Origin of the sequence: Epilithonimonas sp. (assembly GCF_032055105.1) — a bacterium.
Taxonomy (GTDB): Bacteria; Bacteroidota; Bacteroidia; order Flavobacteriales; family Weeksellaceae; genus Epilithonimonas.
The window spans coordinates 25,692-46,045 of record NZ_DAMBRK010000015.1; the positions used below are offsets into that span (position 1 = coordinate 25,692).

The following is a 20,354-nucleotide window of genomic DNA, read 5'->3' on the forward strand; positions in this document are numbered from 1 at the left end:
TCTCAAAGCACTCAGTCTCTTATTTTCTAGATGCCAAACCTTCCTCTCTTTTCCTATCTTTGCAAAAAAACGACATCCAGATGGCAAAGCTCTTCCGTATTACAACGGTTCCAATTTCTCTAGAAAAATTATTGGGAAAACAACTGACGTTTATGAACCAATATTATGATGTGACGGCTATTTCAGCGGATAAAGAAAATCTAGATAGAGTAGGCAAGGAACTTGGGGTCAAAACCCATACTATAGAAATGACACGTAAGATGACACCTCTAAAAGATCTGAAATCTTTATGGGATATGTATACTTACCTGAAAAAAGAAAAACCGGAGATAGTGCATTCGCACACACCAAAAGCTGGGCTTATTGGCATGTTAGCAGCAAAACTAGCTGGTGTAAAAGTGAGATTGCATACAGTAGCAGGTTTGCCGCTTATGGAGACAACGGGTATCAAAAGAAAAGTTCTAAACCAAGTAGAAAAACTGACCTACGCTTGCGCTACAAATGTCTATCCTAATTCCAAAGGTTTATATGACTTCATTTTAAAAGAAAAACTAGGCAAAGTGGATCAATTGAAAGTCATTGGCAATGGTAGTACAAATGGCATTGATGTCAACTATTTTGATTCTTCTCTGTTTTCAGATGATGATAGTTTTAGACTTAGACAAGAACTCAATATTTCAAAAGATGATTTTGTCTTCATTTTTGTAGGCAGATTGGTAAAGGATAAGGGAATCAATGAGTTGGTTTCTGCTTTCAAATCCCTCCAAATCTCAAATACTCCAACCCTCAAACTTTTGCTGGTAGGTCCTTTGGAGCAAGATTTAGATCCTTTATCTCAAGAGGTTTTGGATGAGATAGAAAATAATCCAGGGATTGTATCTGTGGGATTCCGGAAAGATGTAAGACCTTATTTCGCAATGAGTAATGCATTAGCATTTCCAAGTTATAGAGAAGGTTTTCCAAACGTTGTATTGCAGGCTTTAGCAATGGGTTTGCCTACATTGGTATCAAATATCAATGGGTGTAATGAGATTGTTGCTCATCAACAGAATGGACTGATTTTTCAAGCCAAAGAATCTCATGATTTACAAGAAGCTATGAAGCGATGTTTAGATCCTGAAATCTATAATAAGCTTCAAGTATCTGCGAGAGATAGTGTGATGAAATATAAACAGGAGCTGATTTGGGAATTGCTGAAGAAAAACTATGATAATTTATTAGATTGATAAACATTGATTTTTGGTTAAAAATAATGGGGTGAAAATTCTAAGTAAGATAAAACAAACTCAAACATATTTGATAACATGATTTTTGTATTAGAAATCAATACATAATCAAGGTAATTCAAAAAATAAAGTATTTAGTATAGAATAGAAAAGCTAATCAAATATGATTGGTTTTTTTGTTGCTGAAAAAAATAGATAATCAATTTTCATAAAAATGTTTTCTATAATTGTTTTTTTTATAAAATAGTAATGGCACAGCCTTTGTAAATTGTAGAAAAGATAATAAGAAACTAAAAATTTATACGATATGAAAAAATTATTATTAGGAGCATTTGTTATTGCCGCAGGTTTTTTTTCCACTGCAAACGCTCAGATACAAGAAGGCAACTGGATGGTAGGAAGTAGTATTATTTCTAGTAATTTTGGTCTTAACACAGGTGGAGGTTATCAAATTGGATTAGAACCAAAAGCAGCATATTTTATTAAAGACAATGTCGCATTGGGAGGTATGGTTAATTTGAATTTTTTAAAAACTGGCAAAGGTGAAGCTACTCAGTTTAAGTATGGTGTGGGTGCTTTAGGGCGTTACTATATTTCTCCTGGAGAAGCGGGTGTTGACAATTTATTAAATCACGGACGTTGGTTTTTTGAAGGCAATGCTGGGATAGGTGGAACTTCTATAGAAAATGGAAACTCAACAACAGGTTTTGTATATGGTATTGGTCCAGGATATTCTTATTTCATTACACCAAATATCGGTGTAGAAGGCTTAGTAAAATATAATGGTGAGGCAGGTTTTGGAAATACACCATATAACTCTAACATAACTTTCAATGTAGGTTTCAGTATCTATTTACCAACTTCTCATGCTAAAAGAATTGCTAACGAAGTAAAATAATTATAAGTTAAAAATATAATTAAACCGGCTTTTGTCGGTTTTTTTTATTAATATTAATTATGGAATATATAAACACGATTTATAAGGTTTTAGAAAGATGGTACATCAGTTTAGCTGAATTGACACCAAGATTAGTGGTAGGGATTTTAGTTTTCTTATTTTTCCTTACAACCAGTAAGTATCTCAGCCGATGGTCAGTGAAACTCTTTCACAAATTCTTTCCAAAAACAAAAAGCGATTCTGTCGTAACGCTTATCGCTGTATTCAAATTTCTGATTATTCTGATGGGAACTTTCATCGCATTAGAAATTATGGGTTTCAGTGGTTTCTTTATGAAGTTCTTAGGAAGTTTGGGAGTTGCCGGGGTGATTGCTGGGGTCGCACTGAAAGATTTAGTTTCAAGTATTTTCTCAGGAATGCTGGTGAATGTTGATAAAGCCTTCAAAATTGGAGATTATGTCACTATTGGAGGAAACTCAGGAACAGTTCAGGATATTGGATTGTTGACGACTAAATTAATTACTGATGACGGCAAAAAAGTTTATATTCCCAATCAGGTGATTTTCAATTCTCCATTTTTCAATATTACGGCATCGCCACAACGTAGGATTATTCTGGATTTCGAAATTCCTGTAGGAGAAGATATCACTAAAGCTAAACAAGCGGTTCTGGATGAAATAAAAACATTGGAACACATTGACAAAGCAGATTCAATAGATGTTATTTTTACTAATGTGAAACAAGGTTTGTTTACAATGCAGGTTAAGTTTTGGTTAGAAATTGGTGGCAATTTTACCAATGTGAAAAGTGATGCTATTATGAAAATCAATGAAAGACTTGTCAAAGAGAATATTGAACTCGTGACGCCTACAAGTATTAATATCACTAATACAACAGCATAAAAATAAAACTCAGGAATTACTTCTTGAGTTTTTTGTTTTTATTAAAATTAATAGAATCTTTTTCTTTATGAATTGTTGCAACAGAATCATCAACGGCAATATATTCTCCCATTATAAAATCTTCATTTTTTGGTATTGTGTCCTCTTCTATAATATCGACAAGTCCGGTTGTTGCAACACAATTTTCCTTTTCAGACTTCGAACAACCTATTAAGAATAAGATTAATGATAATAATCCTAGCGATAATCTGCTATTTTGAAGACTTAAAGGAACATGACGAAAAAGCTTTTCTTTAATCTTCCCCGATTTCGAATCAATAATATTCAATTGATGATTATAAAATCTTCCACAAATTGTATCATCAGATTTTTCTTCGATAATTTCTTGAATTTCCTGAGAGTTTTTTTCAGTGAAATCAATCACACACTTGCTACAAACGGAACAGAATCTCCCTTTTTCTTCAGGCGACATCTCGTTCCAGTTTTCCGAGCAAGGATTGGGAATGTAAATTTTATTCATCAATTTATTTTAAATCAATGCATTAAAAAACCGTTCCAAAAATGAAACGGTTTCTTTATTTATTTGAAAATTTTAGCTTAAGCCAAAACTTCTTTTACTTTGTTTGCAGCTTCTTCAAGAGTAATTGCAGAGTGGATTGGTAATCCAGCATCGTCAATTAATTGCTTAGCTTCAACAGCGTTAGTTCCTTGCAATCTTACGATTAATGGAACAGGTAGGCTTCCCATTGCGTTATAAGCATCAACAACACCTTGAGCAACTCTATCGCATCTTACGATTCCTCCGAAGATGTTAATTAAGATAGCTTTTACGTTCGGGTCTCTCAAGATGATTCCGAAAGCTGTTTGAACTCTCGCAGCATCAGCTGTTCCACCCACGTCTAGGAAGTTTGCAGGGTTACCACCAGACAACTTGATGATATCCATAGTTGCCATTGCAAGACCAGCTCCGTTTACCATACAAGCAACGTTTCCGTCTAGTTTCACGAAGTTAAGACCAGCTTCACCAGCTTCTACATCCATTGGATCTTCCTCTCTCTTATCTCTAAGTTCAGCAAGGTCTTTATGTCTATAAAGTGCGTTGTCATCAAGCGTTACTTTAGCATCTACAGCGATGATTTTGTCATCAGAAGTTTTCAAAACCGGGTTGATCTCGAAAAGAGAAGCATCAATACCGATGTAAGCATTGTAAAGAGACGTGATGAATTTTGTAAATTCTTTGAAAGCGTTACCAGAAAGACCTAGGTTGAAAGCAATTTTTCTAGCTTGGAAACCTTGTAGTCCGTAAGCTGCATCAATCACTTCTTTGTGAATCAAGTGAGGTGTAACTTCAGCAACATGCTCGATGTCCATTCCACCTTCAGTAGAATAAACAACAGTGTTTTTCCCAAGAGCTCTGTCCAAAAGGATAGAAACGTAAAATTCTTTAGTTTCTGACTCACCTGGATAATATACGTCTTCAGCTACCAAAACAGAATTTACCAATTTACCTTCAGCAGAAGTCTGAGGTGTAACTAGTTGCATCCCGATGATGTTTCCAGCGTTTTCTTTAAGTTTATCCATATTTGGAGAGAACTTAACACCACCACCTTTTCCACGTCCACCTGCGTGGATTTGAGCTTTTACAACCCATCCTTGTGCGCCGGTTTCAGCAGTTAATTTTTCAGCAGCAGCAACTGCTTCGTCCACATTGTTTGCAACAAAACCACGTTGGATGTTAACCCCGTATTTTGCTAAAATCTCTTTTGATTGATACTCGTGAAGATTCATAATATGTTTTGATTAATTTTTAAATTTTATAAGATTTACAAATTTAAGAAAAATGACCAACGCTAAAAAGAAAATTATAGAAGTTTTAATGACTTAAATCACTTTATTAGTTTAAAATGAGAATGGTAAAAAGATTGACTATAACCTGTTGTGCATTTAAGAATTAAACGATAAAAGATTGTTCATTTGGTTTGAAAACCGTATATTTATTTGACTACCAATCATTTAAACACATGAACAATCTTATTCAAAACTACAAAATTATTTTAGAAGAATTGATAAATACTTGCAGTCATATTAAAACTAAACCTCAGATCAGAGTTCCAAAACTCTCTGATTTAGAACTTGTAGCATTAAATATTACTGCAGAATATATGTCGATAAACTCTGAACTACAATTGTTTAGATACATTTCAAAAACAGAACTGGAACAAAAAATAGAAAGAAGCGTTTATAACAGAAGAAAGCGAAAATTGTTTTCTTATTTAGAAGAAATCCGCAGAGTTTTGAGTTCAAAGTTTTCTGATTTTACGGACGTTTTTATTGTTGATTCAACCCCATTGGAAATTTGCAAAATAAGTAGAGCGAATCGCAGCGGAATTTGTTCTACAGAAAATATCCGCCCGGAATTTGGATATTGTGCAGCACAAAAAACACGATATTTTGGTTATAAATTACATGCTGTCTGCGACAAAAATGGTGTTTTTCATTCCTTCGATTTTTCTCCGGCCAATGTTCATGACATCAATTATCTGAAGGATGTAAAAGAAAATTTCAAAAACTGTTTACTTATAGGCGACAGAGGGTATATAAGCGAAAAATTAAGGGTTGATCTGTTCAATTACTCAAACATTAAACTTTCTGTTCCAATGCGAAAAAATCAACATGAATTTGTGTCGTTTTCGAAAGTAAAATCTAAAATTAGAAAACGAATTGAAACAGCTATTTCACAACTGAGCGGGCAATTTTTACTACACATCAATTTAGCAAAAACTTTTGAAGGATTGGCAACCAGAATTACCTCTAAAATCACTTCTTTTACAATGATACAATATCTTAATTTCTTTATATTCAAAAGAAGTTTAAACAAAATAAAAATTAATTTATGCTAAATGCACAACGGGTTGACTATAATTTTATCATTGAAATCTAATTTTTGGTACAATTTTCTAATCACATTTTAATACTATTTTAATGTATAGTAATACTATTATTCTGAATCATTTTATAATTTTGAATAGTCAAAAAATTTAGATTAATATCAATGAATTTTCAATTAAAATTCAAAGTTACAGAGAAACTCTATCTCAAAGATCCCGAGAAAAGCGAGTTAGGGAAATCTATTGTAAAAAATGCCATAGAGCTGATTTTTGAAATCGGTTTTGAGCATTTTACGTTCAAAAAACTGGCAGCGAAAATTGGTTCTACAGAAGCAACCATTTACCGCTATTTTTCTTCAAAACATAAGCTTTTGACTTACATCCTCAATTGGTATTGGTCCTATCTAGAGTTTATTTCCCAGCTTCGGGTTTCGGAAATCAAGCTTGCGTCGGATAAACTCGATAAGATATTAGAAATCATCACGCATCACGACAAATCTTGTGTAGAGATCGAGGACTATGACCTTGGTAAACTTCACGCCATTGTGGTTTCGGAGAGTTCTAAATCTTACCTTGTAAAAGAAGTGGACGAAATTAATAAAGATATGCTTTTCAGTCCGCTGGAAAATCTGTGTGCTTTTATTTCGAATATAATTTCGACTTCCAATCCAAAGTTTCCTTATCCAACTTCTTTTGCAAGTACATTGTTGGAAACAGCACACGATCAGCAGTTTTTTAGCGAGCATATGTCAAAATTGACAGATAATAAAGATAATCAGAATCATAAGTCGTATGTCCTGAATTATTTAAAATATTTAACATTTAATCTTACAAAATAAGACAATGAAAACATCACCAAATGAATATGGGCAAAAGCTCTGGCAATATATCACCAAAGAAAAAAAGGACGTCACAAATATCTATTTTTATGCGATTCTCAATGGTTTGGTTGCGCTTAGTATTCCTTTAGGGATCCAGTCGATCGTGAACTTTGTAATGGGAGCTACGATGGTAACTTCTATTTATATTTTAATATTTTTTGTGGTATTCGGAACTTTCTTAGTCGGTTTTTTCAGGCTGAAAGTTTTGCAGATTATTGAGAAAATTCAGCAGAAAATTTTTGTTGAGTTCTCTATGGCTTTCACCGAGAAACTTCCGAAAGTCAATCTTTCAAGTACTAGAAAATATTACTTACCAGAATTGGTGAATCGTTTTTTTGATGTTCAGAATCTGCAAAAAGGAATATCGAAAATCCTTCTAGAAATCCCTACCGCATTGATTCAGATTGTGTTTGGGATTTTGTTGTTGTCGTTTTATCATCCTTGGTTTTTGGCTTTTGGAGCGTTGGTTGTGCTTTCTGTAGTTATAATTTTCCGAGCTACAATGGAAAGCGGAATCAAATCGAGCATAGACGAAAGTGATAAAAAATACGAAACAGCAGCGTGGATAGAAGATGTTGCCGCGTCTGTTCAAACTTTCAAAATGCATTCTGATAACGAAGTTCATTTGGCAGGAACAGATAATAGAGTAGTCAAATATTTAGAAGATAGAAATGCGCATTTCCGAGTTTTGGTATTCCAATACAAAACTATTGTAGCCTTCAAAGTGATTATCACGTTAGCGATGTTAGCCATTGGAACTTATTTGATGATAACACAACAGCTAAATATCGGTGCTTTTATTGCGACGGAAATTGTTGTTCTAAGTATTATGTCGGCGGTGGAAAAATTAATTGTAAGCCTCGAAAGTTACTATGACATCATTGCCTCCTTTGCGAAACTCGATAAAATTACAGAATTGAAAGAGGAAAATAATGGTGAAATTGAGTTGACCCAAAAAGACAGAGGAATCGAAATTGAGTTTAAAAATGTTGATTTTTCGTTCAATGAAACACATCCGATTTTATCAAATTTAAATTTCAAACTTCAGGAAAATACCATCACAGCGATTACGGGAAAAATGGGATCAGGAAAATCTCTATTGCTCAATATCCTTTCTGGGTTTTATGAGCCGGGAGCAGGAACCATTTTGTTTGATAAGATTCCTTTGAAAAATTTAGAAAAACAAAAATTCCGAAGCAGTGTCGGTCTGTATCTGGAAAATATGAAAGTCATCCAAGGTACGGTTCAGGAAAATATACTATTAGGAAATAGTGATTGCAATACCGAAGATATTCTAATATTATCTGAGAAAATGGGAATTGATAACATTTCTAGTTTGTTCAGTCAAGGTTTTACAACAGAAATCAGCGAAACCGATTCTGAGTTGACATTCAGTTCCAAGAAAAAAATTCTTCTGCTTCGTGCATTATTAGGAGAAAAAAGAATGATACTTCTGGAAAATCCTTTCGCAGGAATGCCGCCGGAATTTCAGGAAAAAATGCTCAAATATCTTCAGGAAAAGAAAAAAGATACCACCATTGTCGTGGTTTCTCCGGACAAAAATTTTCTTTATAGTGCAGACCAGCATTTGCATCTTGAAGATGGAACTATAAAAATGATTTCTTAAAAATTTAGAAAAAAATGGAACTAAAGTCATACGATAAAATATACCATATCCACAGAAAATCCAGAGTCAAAAGATGGTTTTTCTTTATTCTAATTGGAGGAATCATCACATTGTTTCTTCCTTGGACTCAGAATATTAAAGTGAAAGGTAACGTTTCTTCTTTGTATCAATCCCAAAGACCACAACAATTGAATTCTCCAATTCCTGGAAGAATCATCAAATGGAATGTGAAAAATGGAGATTATGTGAAAAAAGGAGATACACTTTTGCAACTCTCCGAAATAAAAGACGATTATCTGGATCCAATGTTGGTTCAAAGAACAGAAGAACAAGTTGAAGCCAAAAAAGGCGTAAGAGATTACTACGAAGCTAAAGTTGAAACCGCTAAAAATCAACTTTTGGCGCTTAATGCTGCAAGAGATTTGAAACTTAATCAAGTTAAAATTAAAATTAGTCAGCTGAATAACAAGTTGGTTGGAGAAGAAGCTGAGTTAGCTGCAACAACAAACGAACTCAAATTGTCAGAAGACCAATTTGCCAGACAGAAAAAGATGTATGATGATGGTTTGGTTTCTTTGACACAGTTCCAGCAGAGAAGTATTTCTTATCAGAATGCGATTGCAAAAAAAACAGCGACAGAAAACAAAGTAGCCCAAACCAGACAAGAGATTCTCAATACTCAAATTGAACAAAATGCTGTCACACAGGATTACAATGAAAAGCTAAGTAAGATAGAAGGAGAACGTTTCCAAAGTTTGGGAAATATAGAAGGAAGTGATGGCGACATTGCAAAACTTCAAAACCAAGTAGCAAATTACAAAGCAAGGCAAGGTTTATATTTCATCATCGCATCTCAGGATGGTCAGGTGGTTCAGTTGAACAAAGCCGGAATTGGAGAGGTTCTGAAAGACGGGGAGAACATCGGAACCATTGTTCCTACAACTGTAGATTACGCGGTGGAAATTTACATCAAGCCAGTCGACCTTCCGCTCGTTAAAGAAGGACAGCGTGTGATGTGTATTTTTGATGGTTTCCCTGCTATTGTTTTCTCAGGTTGGCCGGATTCCAGTTACGGAACTTTTGCAGGACAAGTGATTGCTTTGGAAAATAATATCAGTCCGAATGGTCTTTTCAAAGCTTTGGTGATTGAAGATAAGAATGAAAAAAGATGGCCTCCAAAAATCAAAATGGGAACAGGCGTTCAAGGTATTGCCATTCTGAATGATGTTCCAATCTGGTACGAACTATGGCGAAACATCAACGGTTTTCCACCGGATTATTATGAAGTTGCAACCGCAAAATCAACAAAAGATGAAAAAGCTAAATAAACTATTTCTTCTCGTTTTTCTGCTTTTTGTTCAGTTTAGTTTTGCTCAGGATTCTTTGAAGTTATCGGCGAGTGAGTTCATTTCAATTGTGAAAAATTATCATCCGTTAGCTTTGAAATATCAATTGCAGAATAAGATTGCGACGGCAGAAATTACCCAAGCCAGAGGTGGTTTTGACCCTGTTTTAGGTGGGAAGTTAGGCGAGAAAAATATCGATGGAACTAATTATTATAAACAAAAAAATCTGGAACTAGGAATTCCGACTTGGTATGGGATTGATATCCACGGAGGTTACAATTATATAGAAGGAGATAAATTGAGCAATACCGAAACGGTTGGTGGTTTATACCAATTTGGCGTGACGATTCCGTTGGCAAAAAATCTTCTTTATGACAAGAGAAGAGCAATGCTGGACCAAGCCAAGTTTGCTCAGAAAATGACCGAAGCAGAACAAGCTGTTTTAACCAATGAATTGCTTCTGGATGCAGAGAACAAGTATCTGGAATGGGTTCAGAATTATGAGATTTATAAACTGAAGACCGAGATTATTGATATCAACAGAGAACGTCTCAAACTCACCATCAAAACGTTCGAATATGGAGAAAAACCTGCTATTGATACGATAGAAGCTTTGTCTCAGTTGCAAAGTTTTGAACTTCAGCAGCGCGATGCATTTTTGACTTTTGTGAAGACAACTCAGGAGCTTCAGTTATTTCTTTGGAAGGAAAATCAGCAGGTTTATGAGCTTTCGCAGATGATTTATCCTTCTGATGACCTTACGAATAATCTGGCTTACACCGATTATGAATTCTTGATTAATGATGTAGAATCCCGACAAATTAGTTCGCATCTTTCGATTTTATATTATAATCAGAAACAAAATATCTTGGAAAGTGAACGACGGCTGAAGTGGCAAAGTTTCCTTCCAAAGGTTGATTTTACTTATAATTTCTTCAACAAAGAAAATTACAAGGCAGATTATCTTCCGCTTTTTGATAACAATTTTCAATACGGTTTGAAGCTGGAAATCCCGATTTTCCAACGAGAAGCGAGAGCCAATTATCAGATTGCGAAAATAAAACTAAGTCAGAATGAGTTGGATACCAATTACAAAATAAGGGAACTCGACACCAAAATCGAAACATACAAAAATGAGATTCTGAACTACCGAACGCAAATTGAACTTTCCGAAAATAATCTCAAAAACTACGAGCGACTTTTGTCTGCAGAAGAAACGAGATACAGCAACGGAGAAAGTTCATTATTCTTGATTAATTCAAGAGAAAATAAAGTCATCGAAGCGCAAGAGAAATTCATTTCTATCAGAACCAAATTCCTTAAAAGTTTCAATAAGCTGAAATGGATGAAGGAGAATTTTACGTTATAAAAACAAAAAGTTCAGGCAAAACCTGAACTTTTTTATTGTATTAAACCTTATTCTTTATAAAATGTAAAATTAGCATTCCCCAAGAGATAATCATAAACAATCCACCAAGCGGCGTAATTGGCCCGAGGAATTTTAGATTAACACCCCAAACATTTTGAAAACTTAAGAAATAAATACTCACAGAAAACAAGAAAGCTCCAGCAATCATCAGAATCGAAATCCATTTTTCAGATGAGGTTTCAAATTTCAAAATATAACCAACAATCAATAAAAAGAAAGCGGCATAAATCTGATATCTAACACCAGTTTCGAAACTCTCTAATCTTTCTACAGATAATATTTTTTTGAAGGCGTGCGCTCCAAATGCACCAAGAACTACGGACAACAAACCGTAGATTGCGCCTATGATTAAAGTAAAGTTTTTCATTTTTATAATTCTCTTTTTTGATTTAAAATAATAATTCTTCCAACCAGCGTAATGATTCCTAAGATGATAAAAAGCCAAGCAAATCTTTTGGAACTAGCAAAACCTTGATTTTTTGTCAACTTTAGAAATATTCCAAAAACCAGCATAAAAGCTGAAAGTGCAATTCCAAACATAAGCTTATTTGTTTCTCAATTTTTCCAATTCCGAAATCACCTCGTGATGACTCACCGTTTTATCTTTGAAGTAAGTCACAAAATGCTGTTTCTCTTCTTCCGTTGCTCCAAACTGATTCAGGATATTGAAAAGGTGCATTTTCATATGACCTTTCTGGATTCCTGTCGTTACCAAAGAACGAAGCGCTCCAAAATTCTGAGCCAATCCCGAAACCGCCAAAATACTCATCAATTCCTGAGCAGAAGGTTTTCCTAACAAAGCCAAAGAGAATTTTACCAAAGGATGAAGATTTGTCAATCCGCCAACAACTCCAATCGAAATCGGCAAGTCAATCCAAAATCTGAAAATCCCATTATCTGTTGTACAGTGCGTTAATGAAGAATATTTTCCGTTTCTCGCTGCATAAGCGTGAGCACAAGCTTCTGTTGCACGGAAATCATTTCCTGTTGCAATTACAACTGCATCAACGCCATTCATAATTCCTTTGTTGTGAGTTGTTGCTCTATAAGGTTCAATTTCTGCAATTGTCACAGCACGTTTGAATTTCCAAGCAAACTCTTCGTTAGAAATTCCGCTGTCATCTTTCAAATCTTCAATTTTGCAAGACACTTCGGCTCTTACAATACAATCTGGTGTGTAATTAGAAAGAATATTCATTACAATCTGAAGCGATTCTTTTTCTTCCTGAGAAAAACTTTCCTCATTCGCAACTTCTTCTTTCAAAGTTTTCCCGAATTGCTCCAGACAAGAATTGATGAAATTGGCGCCCATAGAATCTACCGTGTCAAAACTCGCTTTCAGTTGGAAATAATTTTCCAATTCAGAAGTTTTATCAATGAGTTTGATGTCCAAGATTCCACCGCCTCTTTTTCTCATATTGGCAGTGATATCTTCAGTAGCTTCGAGCAATTTTTTCTTCAGTTTAAAATTGAAAAAATGAAGCAGTTTATGTGGCTCAACCTTCAGAACAAAATGTGTGTGACCTAATTTTTCTGTATTGATAATTGTCGTTTTGAAACCGCCTTTGTCCAACCAGAATTTTGCAGCTTTGGAAGCCGCAGCTACAACCGAACTTTCTTCCACAGCCATTGGAAGCGCCAGAAGTTTTCCGTCAATAAGGAAATTTGGAGCAATTCCGTAAGGCATATAAAAATTGGAAATCGTATTTTCCGAGAACTCTTCGTGAAGTTTTTGCAGGTCGTGGTCGTTATTCCAATATTGCTGTAAAATCTGCTCGTAACTTCTGTCGTTACTTAGATATTTGGAAATAAGCCAGTCAATTTTTCTTTGTTTAGAAAGTTTTGAAAACCCTTCAACAGGTTGATGATTCATATCAAAAATTTATGTTGGTAAAGATAGAAATTTTGGAGGATTTTGTTTGGATTGGTTTGTATATTTGTTTAGTTAATTATATGATTAATTAAAAAAAATAATGATGAAAATATTGATTTGTTCGATTTTGTTTTTCTTACTTTTTCAAAGATTTAATGCTCAGGAAAAAATAGAATTAAAGTTTGATGGTTTGTATCAAACTAAATGTGTTTTTGAAAAAGATGAAATTGAAGGAACTAATTATTTTATTAGATTTTATCCTAATGGAAATGTAATAGAAGTCGGAACAGAGTGTGACGCTACACCACAAGATTTGGAAAGCTGGTTTAATTTAAATTCGAAAGATATTTCGATTGGAAATTATAAATTGAAAAATAAAAAAATCAGTTTTCAAACAAAAAGTATTGCAGGTGAAGTAAATTATAAAGGAAAGATTCTAGATGAAAATACAATTGTTCTAAAATCTCATAGTTTAATTAATGGAAATAGAGATAGACATAATTATTATTTCGTCAAATAAGTATTTGAAATTTTCTGTTAGTAACTAAATCTTAAAATCCTTGACTTTCTTCATTTATAGAAAACAAATCTGAAGATTATTAATCATTATTTTTCATAAATTTGATACAAATAAAAAGCAAATGAGCACAGCAGAATTAAAATCAGATATCATCAAAAGAATCCAAAATATCAAGGATTCTTATATTATTGATGAGATAAAACAACTTCTTGATTTTGAGTTGGATAATGGTATTTTTCAATTAAGTGCTGCGCAAAAACAACGATTGATTGAAGCCGAATCCGACAATGTTTTAAGTGAAGAAGAAGCCAACAATGATATCGAGAAATGGCTAAACGAAAAATAAACTGGACAGAAAAAGCCAACCTTGAAAGAAAAGAAATTCTCCAATATTGGATTAACCGAAATAAATCCAAACGATATAGCATCAAACTCAACAAACTCTTTGTTGAAACTATAAAAAAGACCGCTGAAAATCCAATGATTGGAAGAAAAACGGATTTTAATGAAAACATTCGTGTCAAAATTGTTCGTGATTATCTTCTATTTTACAAATTTGATGACCAACAATTAAAAGTTCTATCAATCTGGGATGGAAACCGTGATGATAATAAACTTGAAGTTCTATAAAATCAATTTTTCTGTTAGTAACTAAATCTTAAAATCCTTGACTTTCTTCATTTATGGAATTATTTTTGACATTAATTTCCTAATCAATTCCACTCAAAAAATTAGCTTTCAAAAATGAATTTCGACCGCATAAAAGAAAAACTCGAGATACTTGCAGATGCTGCGAAGTATGACGTTTCGTGTTCTTCCAGCGGTGGGAAAAGAAAAAATAATGGTGGTTTGGGCGACAGCTCAGCCAGCGGAATTTGTCACACTTATACAGAAGACGGCCGTTGTGTTTCGCTTCTCAAAATCCTTTTGACCAATCATTGCATTTACGATTGCATCTATTGCGTTTCCAGAAAATCGAATGATATCAAACGTGCGGCTTTTACAGTAGAAGAAGTTGTTGATTTGACCATCGGTTTTTACAGACGAAATTACATCGAAGGTTTATTTCTAAGTTCCGGAATTTTCAAAGATGCGGATACCACAATGGAACGTCTGGTTCGAGTGGCAAAAAAACTGAGAACCGAACATAATTTCAATGGTTATATTCATTTAAAATCAATTCCTGGTGCAAGTGATGATTTGATGAATGAAGCCGCACTTTATGCCGACCGACTTTCCGTAAATCTTGAAATTCCGACCGAATCTGGTTTGAAATTATTGGCTCCCGACAAGAATCGTGAAGATATGCTTCAGCCGATGAGAATTGTTCAGAAAGGAATTCAGCAATATAAAGACGAGAAAAAAATCATCCGAAGCGCTCCGAAATTTGCGCCAGCTGGACAATCAACTCAAATGATTGTGGGCGCAACCAATGAAAACGATTTGCAAATCATCAAAGTTGCCGACCATTTCTACAAAAATTACGCAATGAAACGGGTTTATTATTCTGGTTATATTCCTGTAACTGTGGATAATCGTTTGCCAGCAATTACTGCGGAAGTTCCTGTTTTGAGAGAAAACCGTTTGTATCAATCAGATTGGCTGATGAGGTTTTATGGTTTCAAAGCAGATGAAATTCTGGATTCTGGTATGCCATTTCTGGATTTAGAAGTTGACCCGAAACTAAGTTGGGCTTTGAGAAACTTAGACCAATTTCCTGTTAATCTTCAAACTGCGGATTATAAAATGATTCTCAGAATTCCTGGAATTGGAGTGAAAACGGCGCAGAAAATTGTGAGTGCAAGACAATTCCAAGTTTTGACAATTGACCACCTTAAGAAACTCGGCGCAGCAACAAATCGAGCCAAATATTTTATTGATTTTACTTACGGAAACCCATTTCTGAAACACTTAACGGATTTGAATTTAAGAAAATTAATTATCGGCGGAAGTCAATCGAAATTTCAAAATCAGTTTTCTCAGCAATTGACTTTGTTTTAAACAAACCATCACCTTTGGCAAAAACCGTTTGTTTGATTTTTTGTAATTTGGCAATATTCAATTATAATTTTAGGTATGGAAAACGGAAAATTCTTTAGAATATTGGGATGGGTAGCCACAGTAACTGCAATGGCAATGTATGTTTCTTATATCTCTCAAATTGATAATAACATCCACGGAAAAAAAGGCGATTGGCTGCAGCCTCTTGTCGCAGCGATTAACTGTACGCTTTGGGTTTGTTATGGATTATTTAAAAAGCCAAAACGCGACTGGCCAGTTGCCATTGCTAATTCTCCTGGCATTGTGTTTGGGTTTTACACCTTTTATACTGCACTGTAAAATTTATTTTTTACAAATCTGAAAAAAATGATCACTCTTCTCTATGACGGTAGTTTCGATGGACTTTTCACAGCGATATTTGAAATTTTTGAATACCGTTATCAAGATGTGGAAATCAAAAACAAAGAAACTTTCCAGCAAGAGAATATGTTTGCGGAGATTCACGAGGTTGTAACTCAAACCGAAAAATCTGAAAGAGTTCTTAATAAACTAGAACAAAACATCGGCAAATCAGGAATCAATCAATTAATCAAAGTTTATCTTTCCGAAGATTCAGAATTAGAACAACTTATTTTTTCTGCAGTAAAACAATCCATCAAACATCCAAACGACAATATTCTCCAAAATTTCGCCAACGATGACATTCTGAAAATCTCAAAAATCTGTAAATCCGTTAGTCGGGAAAGACACAGAATGACCGCTTTTGTAAGGTTCGAGAAAATGCAGGACGATATTTATTTCGCCAAGATTGACCCAGATTTCAATGTGTTACCTTTAATTCGAAAACATTTCAAAGACCGATATGCAGACCAAAAATGGATGATTTATGATTTGCGAAGACATTACGGATTGTTCTATGATTTGGAAAACTGCGAATTCTTTTATCCTGATGAAAAACTTAATCTCAATCAGTACAAAGAAAAATTCCACGACGAGGAAAAAAAATACCAAACGCTTTGGCAAAGCTATTTCACAAAGACTAATATCAAAGAACGGAAAAATACAAAGCTCCACATCCAACACGTTCCGAAACGTTATTGGAAATATTTGACCGAGAAATACAATTCTTAACTTACATCAATGTGAGGGAAATCTGACCAGCCTAAATTTGCATCATAATTAAACAACAAAATATTAAAATTATGGCAACTAAATGGTTATTAGACCCAACTCATAGCGAAATCACTTTCAAAGTAAAACACTTGATGATTTCCAACGTAAAAGGAGAATTCACAACTTTCAACGCAGAGATTGATGCAGAAGACGATACATTCGCTAATGCAAAAGTTTCAGCTTTCGTGGATACAGATTCTATTTTCACAAATAATGCAGACAGAGATGCGCACCTGAAATCGGCAGATTTCTTCAACGCAGAAGTTAATCCAAAAATCACTTTCGAAGCTACAACTCTTAATGGCGATGTTACAGGAAACTTGACAATCAATGGTGTTACAAAACCAGTGACTTTGGACGTAGATTTCGGGGGAATCAATTCTGATCCTTGGGGGAACACAAAAGCAGGTTTCTCTTTCGAAGGAAAAATTAAAAGAAGCGACTTCGGTTTGACTTGGAATGCAGCTTTGGAAACAGGCGGTGTAATGGTGAGCGAAGAAGTTAAAATTGCAGGCGAATTGCAGTTTGTAAAACAATAAAAGAATACAATAGTATTTATAGTTTGAGTTTTTTAAAGTATAAACAGAGTTCGCTTTGTTTATACTTTTTTTTGATTTTGAGAATAATTATTAGGGCAGCTTAATCCGCCTTCCGCTCCCGCTCTTTTCACTCCACTTCGTTGCGTAAAAAGGAGCTCCGCTCAAGTCGGGCTGCAGATTCTACAAAAAAACAAGCTTTGTTATAACCACAAAGTTTGTCATTCTGTAGGAATCTAAATCGACTTTTATAAATTCAAATCAGCGAGAAACAAAATTTCATCAAAATTATTTCCCCAGCCCTAAAGGGAGTAATTTTAATGAAATTTTCAAATCCTTTCTCCCTTTAGGGTTGGGGTAAAAAAGATTTGAAAAATACATTTTACATTAATACATTTTACTTTTTACCAAAAAAATATGAATCTCAACGACCTTTCAAAAATATCTGACAACTTCCGAACCACACAAAAAATGCCGGTTCTGTTTTTAGGACACGGTTCTCCGATGAACGCCATCGAGGAGAATGTTTTTGTTCAGGGATTCAGGAATATCAGCAAAGAAATCCCGAAACCAAATGCAATTATTTGTATCTCTGCACATTGGTTTACCAAAGGAACTTTTGTAACCGCGATGGATATGCCGAAAACCATTCACGATTTTTATGGTTTCCCAAAAGAATTATTTGAGGTCCAATATCCTGCAAAAGGAAGTCCTGAACTTGCTAAGGAAACAGCTGGGTTATTAGCTCCAGTTTTGGTAGAAGAAGACCATAATTGGGGATTGGATCACGGCGCTTGGTCGGTTCTCAGACATCTTTATCCTGATGCGGATATTCCGGTTATTCAGTTGAGTATCGATTATACAAAACCACCTCAATATCATTTTGATTTGGCAAAAAAATTATCCAAACTCCGTGAAAAAGGAATCTTGATTATCGGAAGCGGAAACATTGTCCATAATCTCCGATTGATTGACTGGAAAAACATCGATACCGTTGGAGCAGGCTGGGATTGGGCGATAGAAGCTCGCGAAAAAACTAACAATTGGCTTTTAGACGGCGATTTTCAGAAACTCATCGATTATCAGAAACAAGGTTCGTTCTTGCAATACGCCGTTCCAACACCAGACCATTTTCTGCCAATGATTTACAATCTTGGTTTGAAAGAGAAATCAGAAGAATTATCATTATTCAATGACTCATTAATCGGTGGTTCTTTGAGTATGACATCGATAAGGATTGGATAAAATTTAATTAATTCTTTTTTATAACTAAAAAATTAGTAATATTGTTTTAATGAAAAAAATATTACTTTTTTGCGTTTACTTTAGTTTTGTCTGCTGTTGTTTTGCACAGATTATCTCAGGAAAAATCCAAACTGAAAATGGGAATGTTATTTCTAATGTCAATGTTTATCTCGACGGAACCAAAATCTCAACTGCTTCTGCTAATGACGGAAGTTTCCAGTTAGATGTTCAAGGACAGAAAAGCGGAAATCTGATTTTCCAGAAAGATAATTACGAAACCAGTATTTTTCCTCTTAATCAGGCAATTGGAAATCGGTAAAAGTCATTATCAATCCAATAAAAGAGATTGAGGAAGTTGTTATCATTCCTTATACAGAAGAAGCTTATCGCAATTATATTAATTATTTTCTCGACCAGTTTATAGGCTATGATAGAGAAAATGTGAAGATTAAAAACCAACGAACCCTCAAGTTTTCTTACGATAAGAAAAACAAATTTCTGAAAGTCAAGGCTCCAAAGACTTTAATTATAGAAAATAAAAATCTGGGTTATAGCATTCAATATAACCTTATTAATTTTGAAGCAGATTTTAAAAATAGAACCAATAGTTATCTGGGAACTTCATTTTTCAAAGAAACCAGCAATAAAAAAGAATATATTCTTAACAGGATGAATGCTTACAAAGGCAGTCTGATGCATTTTTTCAGAAGTCTTTATAAAAACGAATTGGAAAAAGATGGTTTCATCGTAAACCACGCCAAACGAATCCCAAATCCCCAATACCCAACCGCAGCCGAGTTACAAAAGCTAGAAGATTATATGAGTTTTGTAAGAACTCAAAAAATAATGAACGTGAATCTGTCGCCGGAATTGGAGGATATTTCTCAGAGAAGAAGCAAAAATTCTCAATTTGTAATGGCGATTCTAAAGACAAAAATCAAAGAATCCGATTTTACCAAACGCAGAGAGGGAAAACTGTTTCTTGATTTTGATGACTTGCTAATGGTCAATTATCAGAAATATTATTACAAAATCAAAAAAGGCGACTTTGTAAAATCTGCGAATGCTGTTTCGCAATCATCAATCATTCATCCCGAAGCTACAGAGTTTGAGATTTTTCCGGAAGGGATTTGCTCAGAGCCGGATTTGTTAATTCTGGAAGAAAATTTTTCTTCTCAAAAGGTTTCCAAAATGTTGCCTTTGGATTATCAGTTTGGAAATTGAACTTTATAACGCAAAGGCACAAAAACTGAATCAATTATAATGTTTTTAAGTCGCAAAACATAATACGAAAATTAATTCTTGGCGACTTAAAGCGAGACGAGAAAAGAACAATTTTGCGCCTTTGCGATAAAAATTACAGTTCTTTTTCAAAACAAATACTATTATCAACTCCAATATATTGTCCGTAATTTGGAATGATTTTGTAACCGCATTTATTGTAAAGTGCAACAGCTTCGACTTGTCTTTTTCCAGTTTCCAGAACTGTTTTTTCGTAACCCAATTCTTTTGCCCAAGTTTCTAACTCATTTAAAATTTTAGAAGCCAGACCTTTTCCACGTTTCTCGGGAAGCGTAAACATTCTTTTGACTTCCATCGATTTTGTGTCTAATTCTTTAATTGCGCCACAAGCAACAGCTTCATCATTATCAAAAATTACGACACAGTTTTTCAGCATATCGATTTTGTTGTATTGATGATAGAAAGCGTGTTCATCGCCATCCATTACGGCAAGATAGGAATCTAATTGCTTTACTAATTTTTGAAAATCTGGGTTTTCGGAGGTTGTTCTAAAAGTTTTCATTTTTG

At 34.4% G+C, this 20,354-nt stretch carries 24 protein-coding genes; 18 read left to right on the plus strand and 6 right to left on the minus strand.

The features are described 5' to 3' along the window. Positions 1-80 precede the first annotated feature (80 nt). The 3 genes from RTY06_RS12585 (at position 81) to RTY06_RS12595 (ending at position 3,026) form a co-directional block, all read left to right on the plus strand. Positions 81-1,226: a glycosyltransferase family 4 protein gene (locus RTY06_RS12585; RefSeq protein ID WP_312825312.1), complete on the plus strand. Its 1,146-nt coding sequence runs from the start codon at positions 81-83 to the stop codon at positions 1,224-1,226. A gap of 307 nt (positions 1,227-1,533) precedes the next feature. Further along, positions 1,534-2,124 carry a hypothetical protein gene (locus RTY06_RS12590; RefSeq protein ID WP_312825314.1) on the plus strand — a complete coding sequence of 197 codons (591 nt, stop codon included), beginning with the start codon at positions 1,534-1,536 and terminating at the stop codon, positions 2,122-2,124. A gap of 59 nt (positions 2,125-2,183) precedes the next feature. Beyond that, positions 2,184-3,026, plus strand: coding sequence for a mechanosensitive ion channel family protein (locus RTY06_RS12595; RefSeq protein ID WP_312825315.1), 843 nt, complete (start codon positions 2,184-2,186; stop codon positions 3,024-3,026). A 16-nt stretch (positions 3,027-3,042) separates the two neighbouring features. Here RTY06_RS12595 and RTY06_RS12600 read toward each other — a convergent pair whose 3' ends face one another. Both RTY06_RS12600 and sucC read right to left on the minus strand, forming a co-directional pair. Beyond that, positions 3,043-3,546 (minus strand): hypothetical protein, encoded by a 504-nt coding sequence (locus tag RTY06_RS12600; protein ID WP_312825316.1) that lies wholly within the window; start codon positions 3,544-3,546, stop codon positions 3,043-3,045. A 77-nt stretch (positions 3,547-3,623) separates the two neighbouring features. Continuing rightward, positions 3,624-4,814, minus strand: coding sequence for an ADP-forming succinate--CoA ligase subunit beta (gene sucC, locus RTY06_RS12605; protein ID WP_312825318.1), 1,191 nt, complete (start codon positions 4,812-4,814; stop codon positions 3,624-3,626). Between the two features lie 233 nt (positions 4,815-5,047). Between sucC and RTY06_RS12610 the strand changes: the two genes are divergently transcribed. The 5 genes from RTY06_RS12610 (at position 5,048) to RTY06_RS12630 (ending at position 11,137) form a co-directional block, all read left to right on the plus strand. Then, positions 5,048-5,926, plus strand: a complete 879-nt coding sequence (locus tag RTY06_RS12610; protein WP_312825320.1) for an IS982 family transposase — start codon at positions 5,048-5,050, stop codon at positions 5,924-5,926. Between the two features lie 152 nt (positions 5,927-6,078). Then, positions 6,079-6,753: a TetR/AcrR family transcriptional regulator gene (locus RTY06_RS12615; protein WP_312825322.1), complete on the plus strand. Its 675-nt coding sequence runs from the start codon at positions 6,079-6,081 to the stop codon at positions 6,751-6,753. A gap of 4 nt (positions 6,754-6,757) precedes the next feature. Further along, positions 6,758-8,422 (plus strand): ATP-binding cassette domain-containing protein, encoded by a 1,665-nt coding sequence (locus RTY06_RS12620; RefSeq protein WP_312825324.1) that lies wholly within the window; start codon positions 6,758-6,760, stop codon positions 8,420-8,422. 14 nt (positions 8,423-8,436) lie between these two features. Further along, positions 8,437-9,750, plus strand: a complete 1,314-nt coding sequence (locus RTY06_RS12625; protein WP_312825326.1) for an HlyD family secretion protein — start codon at positions 8,437-8,439, stop codon at positions 9,748-9,750. After that, entirely contained in the window at positions 9,734-11,137 is a 1,404-nt protein-coding gene (locus RTY06_RS12630; RefSeq protein WP_312825328.1) for a TolC family protein, read from the plus strand. Before RTY06_RS12625 ends, RTY06_RS12630 begins: the two co-directional genes overlap by 17 nt. Before the next feature lie 40 nt (positions 11,138-11,177). Here the strand turns inward: RTY06_RS12630 and RTY06_RS12635 are convergent, their stop codons facing one another. The 3 genes from RTY06_RS12635 to RTY06_RS12645 are packed head-to-tail and all read right to left on the minus strand — an operon-like array spanning position 11,178 to position 13,070. Then, on the minus strand, positions 11,178-11,564 hold the full coding sequence (locus tag RTY06_RS12635) for a DUF423 domain-containing protein (RefSeq protein WP_312825330.1): 387 nt from the start codon (positions 11,562-11,564) through the stop codon (positions 11,178-11,180). 2 nt (positions 11,565-11,566) lie between these two features. Then, the gene (locus tag RTY06_RS12640; protein WP_312825332.1) at positions 11,567-11,737 is read right to left on the minus strand and encodes a hypothetical protein; all 171 of its coding nucleotides are present in this window, start codon (positions 11,735-11,737) and stop codon (positions 11,567-11,569) included. 4 nt (positions 11,738-11,741) lie between these two features. Further along, positions 11,742-13,070, minus strand: a complete 1,329-nt coding sequence (locus tag RTY06_RS12645) for a hydroxymethylglutaryl-CoA reductase, degradative (protein WP_312825334.1) — start codon at positions 13,068-13,070, stop codon at positions 11,742-11,744. 100 nt (positions 13,071-13,170) lie between these two features. Between RTY06_RS12645 and RTY06_RS12650 the strand changes: the two genes are divergently transcribed. The 10 genes from RTY06_RS12650 to RTY06_RS12695 all read left to right on the plus strand — a co-directional run bounded on the left by RTY06_RS12650 (position 13,171) and on the right by RTY06_RS12695 (position 19,769). Continuing rightward, on the plus strand, positions 13,171-13,590 hold the full coding sequence (locus RTY06_RS12650; RefSeq protein WP_312825336.1) for a hypothetical protein: 420 nt from the start codon (positions 13,171-13,173) through the stop codon (positions 13,588-13,590). Between the two features lie 121 nt (positions 13,591-13,711). Continuing rightward, positions 13,712-13,936, plus strand: coding sequence for a hypothetical protein (locus tag RTY06_RS12655; RefSeq protein ID WP_116035977.1), 225 nt, complete (start codon positions 13,712-13,714; stop codon positions 13,934-13,936). Further along, complete coding sequence (locus tag RTY06_RS12660; protein ID WP_312825340.1) at positions 13,918-14,220, plus strand: type II toxin-antitoxin system RelE/ParE family toxin; 303 nt, start codon at positions 13,918-13,920, stop codon at positions 14,218-14,220. Before RTY06_RS12655 ends, RTY06_RS12660 begins: the two co-directional genes overlap by 19 nt. Before the next feature lie 114 nt (positions 14,221-14,334). Next, positions 14,335-15,591: a putative DNA modification/repair radical SAM protein gene (locus RTY06_RS12665; RefSeq protein ID WP_312825342.1), complete on the plus strand. Its 1,257-nt coding sequence runs from the start codon at positions 14,335-14,337 to the stop codon at positions 15,589-15,591. 75 nt (positions 15,592-15,666) lie between these two features. Beyond that, a complete protein-coding gene (locus RTY06_RS12670) occupies positions 15,667-15,930 on the plus strand; it encodes a SemiSWEET family transporter (protein ID WP_312825344.1) in 264 nt (87 codons plus the stop codon). Between the two features lie 27 nt (positions 15,931-15,957). Beyond that, entirely contained in the window at positions 15,958-16,722 is a 765-nt protein-coding gene (locus tag RTY06_RS12675; protein ID WP_312825346.1) for a TIGR03915 family putative DNA repair protein, read from the plus strand. A gap of 71 nt (positions 16,723-16,793) precedes the next feature. Beyond that, positions 16,794-17,303, plus strand: a complete 510-nt coding sequence (locus RTY06_RS12680; RefSeq protein ID WP_312825348.1) for a YceI family protein — start codon at positions 16,794-16,796, stop codon at positions 17,301-17,303. A 414-nt stretch (positions 17,304-17,717) separates the two neighbouring features. Further along, positions 17,718-18,545, plus strand: a complete 828-nt coding sequence (ygiD, locus tag RTY06_RS12685; protein ID WP_312825350.1) for a 4,5-DOPA dioxygenase extradiol — start codon at positions 17,718-17,720, stop codon at positions 18,543-18,545. A 49-nt stretch (positions 18,546-18,594) separates the two neighbouring features. Beyond that, complete coding sequence (locus RTY06_RS12690) at positions 18,595-18,864, plus strand: hypothetical protein (protein WP_312825352.1); 270 nt, start codon at positions 18,595-18,597, stop codon at positions 18,862-18,864. Positions 18,865-18,986: 122 nt separating this feature from the next. Continuing rightward, positions 18,987-19,769, plus strand: a complete 783-nt coding sequence (locus tag RTY06_RS12695; protein ID WP_312825354.1) for a hypothetical protein — start codon at positions 18,987-18,989, stop codon at positions 19,767-19,769. Positions 19,770-19,902: 133 nt separating this feature from the next. On the opposite strand, the gene RTY06_RS12700 is transcribed toward RTY06_RS12695, so the two are convergent. Then, positions 19,903-20,349, minus strand: coding sequence for a GNAT family N-acetyltransferase (locus RTY06_RS12700; RefSeq protein ID WP_312825355.1), 447 nt, complete (start codon positions 20,347-20,349; stop codon positions 19,903-19,905). Between the last annotated feature and the right edge of the window lie 5 nt (positions 20,350-20,354).